At 43.3% G+C, this 5,285-nt stretch carries 4 protein-coding genes; all 4 read left to right on the plus strand.

Translation table 11 applies throughout. From position 1 onward, the window contains the following. Positions 1 to 425, plus strand: a 425-nt coding sequence (locus tag AC1DSE_RS29560; RefSeq protein ID WP_477528649.1) for a carbohydrate ABC transporter permease, incomplete at its 5' end; no start/stop codon positions are given. After that, the gene (locus AC1DSE_RS29565) at positions 425 to 1,414 is read left to right on the plus strand and encodes a carbohydrate kinase family protein (RefSeq protein WP_477509140.1); all 990 of its coding nucleotides are present in this window, start codon (positions 425 to 427) and stop codon (positions 1,412 to 1,414) included. The genes AC1DSE_RS29560 and AC1DSE_RS29565, both read left to right, overlap by 1 nt. Positions 1,415 to 2,850: 1,436 nt before the next feature. After that, positions 2,851 to 3,330: a hypothetical protein gene (locus AC1DSE_RS29570; RefSeq protein ID WP_477509139.1), complete on the plus strand. Its 480-nt coding sequence runs from the start codon at positions 2,851 to 2,853 to the stop codon at positions 3,328 to 3,330. Between the two features lie 326 nt (positions 3,331 to 3,656). Next, complete coding sequence (locus AC1DSE_RS29575) at positions 3,657 to 4,211, plus strand: GNAT family N-acetyltransferase (RefSeq protein ID WP_477528650.1); 555 nt, start codon at positions 3,657 to 3,659, stop codon at positions 4,209 to 4,211. The last annotated feature ends 1,074 nt before the right edge of the window (positions 4,212 to 5,285 follow it).

Consider the following 5,285-nt stretch of genomic DNA (forward strand, 5'->3'; position numbering starts at 1 on the left):
GGGTCAACTCGTACGCTAGTCTCATTGTGCCTTCATCGCTGTCGGTGTTCGGCATCTTCCTGCTGCGGCAGTTTTTCGCGGACATTCCGAATGAGATTATGGAAGCGGCGAAGATTGACGGTGCGTCGGTTATGCGCGTGTTCATTAGAATCGTCGTTCCGGCGGCCGTTCCGGCGCTAATAACACTCGGCCTTATGACGTTTCTCGGCAACTGGGACTCGTATCTCTGGCCTCTTATCGTCATCAACGACGAAAAGAAGCAGATGCTTCAAGTCGCGATTGCGTCGTTCTCTTCGCTAGCCGGTACCGATTGGTCCAAAATTTTGGCGGCTAGTACGATAGCAACGGCTCCGATTCTGATTCTGTTCTTGTTTCTGCAGCGCTACTACATTCAGGGCATCACGATGTCGGGGGTCAAAGGGTAATGGGGCACAAAATTTACGATGCGGTGGCACTTGGCGAGTATTTGATCGATTTCGTGCCGGACGGCGTTTCGGTATCGGGTGAGCCTTTGTTGGAACGCAACCCCGGCGGCGCTCCGGTTAATGTACTGGCGGCGCTCGCAAAACTAGGCAACAAGACTGCCTTTATCGGCAAGGTCGGACAGGATCCGTTCGGCGAGTATTTGCGGGATGAGCTGATCCGGCAAGGAATCGCAGCTGAGGGGCTTGTGTTAAGCCGGGACGCACATACGACGATGGCGTTCGTACATTTGGATGAGCGGGGAGAGCGTTCGTTCCACTTCGCCCGTCAGCCGGGAGCGGACGCGCTGCTTACGGAGGCTGAAGTGCGGCCGGAACTTACAAGCGGAACGCGTCTGTTCCACTTCGGCTCCATCTCGCTAACATCGGAGCCTTCGCGCCATGCGACGCTTCATGCAGTTGAGGCGGCGCGGCAAGCAGGCGCGATCATCTCCTACGATCCGAACTGGCGTCCATCTCTGTGGGAGACCGAGGAACTCGGGCTTGTATGGATGAAGAGTGGGCTTGAACAGGCTCACATCGTTAAGGTGTCGGATGAGGAACTGGCGCTGCTGACGGGCCTGCCTGACGCCGGCACACTGGATATTGCTACCGGAGCCGAAGAGCTTGTCCTTCGCTACGGGCTGGACGTACTGCTTGTCACGCGAGGAGCAGCAGGAACGTATTATCGGACGGCGCGCTATGCCGGCGAAGTGGCAGCCAACCGTGTCGTTCCAGTCGATACGACCGGGGCGGGCGACGCTTTCATGGGCGCGTTTCTGCACTGCGTGCTCGGCAGCGAGACGAAGGCGGCGAACTGGAGCGAGGAGGAACTGCACAGAACAGTCGCCTTCGCCAACGCCGGCGGGGCGCTCGCTACGACTCGTAAGGGCGCCATTCATTCGCTCGGGACGCTGGAAGAAATCGAAGAGTTGCTTCTCGGGAGACGTTAACCCCGAAAAGCCAGAGTCAGTTGTCTGACTCTGGCTTTTTTTGTGCACCGTACCGTCTAAGAGGCTCCAGTAAATTAATTTGATCAGTTCTGAGAGTCTGATAGGTAATCTAAATGATATTTTGGAAATGCCACTGGATGGTTAACGTTGGATGCTCTCAAATATTGAAGGAGGATAAAAGCATAAAACTCGGGTTTATCGGATGCGGCGGCATTTCAGATGTGCATCTTAAAGGGATCGTTGAGTTATGAAAGGAAAACAGGCAACCTTCGAGCCGTCTATATCGATTACAAGGAGATGCTCGTACTTGGCTGCATCCTCCAGCATCTTCCGTCCGAAGGACGGGGAACGTTAGTTGAATAGCTTAAGATGAAGCTTTCCGACCTCGTGAGTTCGGGTTTTTTGATTTTTTAGTCATGTTAATGGCCCGTTTTTTATTAAACTAATGGGAAGGTTACCGCAAAAAAAGAGATTTACAAGCCGTATACTTAGTGAGTCAGCGAAATGAGATTAAGAGGAAAGAATGAAATATTTAACTAAAGAGTTGTACGAAGAAATGCAGATAAGAGGATATATGGAGTATTATACAAGGTTCGGGGTGACCAAGCTGGGCAAAATTCTATGAATTAATCGCTACTTTTTTAAGAAATTACATCAACTACCTTGATAACACCGTGAGCGCAGAAAAGACTTACAATCACTGTTCAATATTGACCGATGATATAAATCTATACTGTATGAGAAGTGCGGTTCTCTCTGGCAGATCATCATTTTTCTATACAGGGGTTTCTTTCAGCACTACGATTTATTATTAGGTAACATTAACGCATTTAGCCCTTTCGGCAGTCCCTTTGGGAAAAGGGATTTATACGATTCTTTACTCAATTGGCATGCAGATACTGGATGTATCGATCCTGTCGGCCCGGCTCCTTCACGAATCGAAACAGGGTGGTGTTACGTTTGGCAATGGTCATTCAGTCGAAGTTGTGCTCCAAGAGGAACACGAAAAAAATCCTTACCACTGATCCAGGGCATCTATAAGCACACGAGACGTTTCGTGAAGCATCAGGATCCTTTTCTTTAAACTCGCTTAAGACGCGATTGGGCARTATGAGCAAGGAGGAGGCGAGTGCTTATATCCGCCACTGGATGAGCATAAGCCGGACGGAAAGCCGGTAGAACAGATCTATCTGAAGATTCTGCTTGCTGCCGCCGCTCGAAACCTAGAACTGATATAAGAAGGCGATGTCGTCCAGGTGCTTACCGATATGGATCGACAGCGAGACGTTTCCAATTAACTAAAAATTTCCCTATAATTCTATTAGTTGGCGTCTGCCGCTCCTTATTCACATGGCCTATAAGTCAATGAGAAGTAACATTTGACTCACTGACGGGCAATGAGAGCTAATTAAGTATAATGAGAAGGTGCTGCGGACATGAACAAAGAGGTGTTTCTAAAGGAACTCGATGAAATAGTAGAAGATAAAATGTTCATTGGAAATGATATCGATGACTTAGAAGAAGAAATTTCACAAAACACATGGTCAATTTCGATGAGTCAACAGTTAGCTAGTGAGTTTACAGTTGGTGAGATAGGAAACTTTTTTTGTAATGTAATTACAAATAGAACTGAACAAATGACAAAAGCAGACTGTAATAGAATGCTTTTTTATGTATGGTTCGATTGGCGTTATGGAAGGTTGCGCTTTAATTTCATTTCAGATATCCATACAAAACTACCTTTTAAATGTGAAATTGAAACAGTAGAAAACATAGATTCGATAATAAATGTGTTTTTAAAATATCAGTATCATGATGGTATTCCTTTTGAGGAAGCAAGAGATGAAGATAAGCAAACTGTCGAAAATATAAAAGTAAATTCACTTCATGTCTTTTTGTACGAATTGAGAAGTTAGAGGAACAAATTGATAAGCTAACAGGGAACGATAGCACAATAAACACCTATGATGAAGCTGCCGGAACGATGGGCAGCTTCAATACGTTAACGAGCAGAATACGTTAATCACCTCTGTAAGTAGAAAACCATTTACATAGTTATTTTTCTCATGCTAAAAATTTCCATATTAGAAAGGATTGAGAACAATGTAGTCGAAATAACTCTTATTCTCGAGCAAGGTCTTCACCTACTTTACGTGGTGTGGGTTCTCAAATTGATAGATGCGATCTTTAATATTACTTATTATGTAAAAGTACATGAAGCGTATATTGGGAGAGTTGAAAGATGATCGTTATAAGAAAAGCCTTGGCTTGTGATTTGGATTTCATATTTAGTATAGATTTTAAAAGTGAAGGAACGACAACAACAAATGCCGATAAGACACCTGAAGAAATAATGGAGCACCGGCATACAGTTTCTTCCTTTATAGAGAATGATGATAATGGAATAGGTGCATTTATTTGTGAAGACCAATCATACAAGAAAAAGATTGGATTATTGATGTATCGAGTAAGAAATCGTGACGATGTTCCCGATTTTAGTATTTTACGGAGGATAGATCGAGCTTTGTTTCCCGAAGATGGTCAGCTTATGGAAATTTACCAACTATGGGTCGATAAAGATTATCGTAAACGAGGGATCGCCTACGAACTTAAGCTAAAATTAGAAGAGGAAGCACGAATTAAGGGTGTACAATTAGTCTACTCCCATACTGAAGAATCAAATATCCCCGTGATTAAAATGAATAGTAAGTTAGATTACGAAGTGGTATGGCGCGGGCCTATATGGGATGATCAAATAGTACGAATTGYATTTATAAAACACCTCGTATCGAGCTAACCGTTCACGATGTTGAATGGAGACAATAAGAGGCATCCGAGCACAAGTCCGTGAATCGGAAGTATAGGACTGAGGTAACTTAATTCATTTTTAATCGTAAACAGCCTGCCAGATCACTCCGGCAGGCTGTTTAGCTATCAACACTTTGAATGCTATGACGAAGAATCTAAAAGAAACCTTGGATTTCTCAAAATCTCATCTACAACTTCCTCAATATCAGTGTGCGTTGTATTCATGATGTGCTTCTCAGGTGGATTTGACTTTAGTATCTCGTTAAGCCCTATAATACAACGATCACCCATTTGATGTCTAAGAGGTCTCTGACTATCTCTTCGTAATAACTCATTCTTGTCAACCAGCAATACAATAAATTTAATGTCAATGTTTAAATCTCTTGATGCTTCCATCATATAACTCGTTTTATCACTATAGGTAACGTAATAGTCGATAACAACATCATGATTATTATTCAAAAAATTCTTTGTTCAGGATAAAATGTTAAGCCATATCAAATTCAATTATGCGAACCATTTTTTGAGCCTTCATAAATACCTTAAACCCTTGTGCAACAAGGGTTTAACCTATTTCCCTACTTCGCTTTTGGTGCTTTGTTTTCGCATAACTTTGATTTTTTTAGCTTAGATATACGAATCAGGTGTTCACGGTTTATGCGCAGAAAAGGATTTGCGAACCTGAATTTCACGAGATATACGAAGCTGATACTGTCATATTACTTATGAAAGATATAATAGTCGTTTGCAACATGTCCATGCTTTCTCAAAGCGATAATGGGTTTACCGTATACATGTGAAACAGATAAAGGAGAACTAGCTTATAGCGAACCACAACATCATAAGCTGCAACCTCTGGGCAATCCAGCGTTTTTTTAATGCAGCCAAAAGGAATATTTTTGCAACCAATCGAACCACACATTCGTTATGTATAAGACCACCAACAACTTATATAATGGAGAAATCATGAGAACTTTCGAAATATTATTAACTCTTTTGTCTTTTGTCATGCTGTTTCAGCAAAAAATGCCGAGAAAGCTTGCGGCGTCAGCCGGATTTGCGA

The organism is Paenibacillus sp. 01L418 (assembly GCF_056400045.1).

Bases quoted from the DNA above. Each gene is read 5' to 3' on its own strand.
- AC1DSE_RS29565 (WP_477509140.1), top strand. From the start codon at position 425: ATGGGGCACAAAATTTACGATGCGGTGGCACTTGGCGAGTATTTGATC.
- AC1DSE_RS29570 (WP_477509139.1), top strand. From the start codon at position 2,851: ATGAACAAAGAGGTGTTTCTAAAGGAACTCGATGAAATAGTAGAAGAT.